Here is a 311-nt window from a genome sequence, read left to right as displayed (position 1 = left end):
AAATGGTCGAATGATGCCCTGACCAGCCAAATTCTGGATAAAAGAGGACTCATCACGCAACGGAGAAAAACGATCAATCTTGGCCTTGATCAGCACATCTCCATCAACTGAACTGTTTTCATCTTGAAAAACAGACTGAATTTCGAAACGGCTGGTACTAGCATTGAGAACAAGTTTAGGTGAAGGTCCGCCAGCCAAAGTCACGATACCAGCCTCCATCAGAGCCTTCAACTCTTGGTTTCGCTGCATCGGTGGGCCGACAGAAATACGGTTAAAGTTTGGATTAAAATATTCAATAAAGTACTTGTGAG

Annotated in this window: 1 pseudogene; it reads right to left on the bottom strand. The window is 43.7% G+C overall.

The features are described from left to right. Positions 1 to 204, bottom strand: a pseudogene (locus ACFILW_RS10785) (hypothetical protein); the annotation flags it as partial. Positions 205 to 311 lie beyond the last annotated feature (107 nt).

The sequence above is a fragment of the Bartonella sp. TT110JLCBS genome, assembly GCF_042193405.1.
GTDB lineage: Bacteria > Pseudomonadota > Alphaproteobacteria > Rhizobiales > Rhizobiaceae > Bartonella.
Note: the sequence above shows the minus strand (reverse complement) of the source record. Positions and strands in the feature narration are given on the sequence as shown.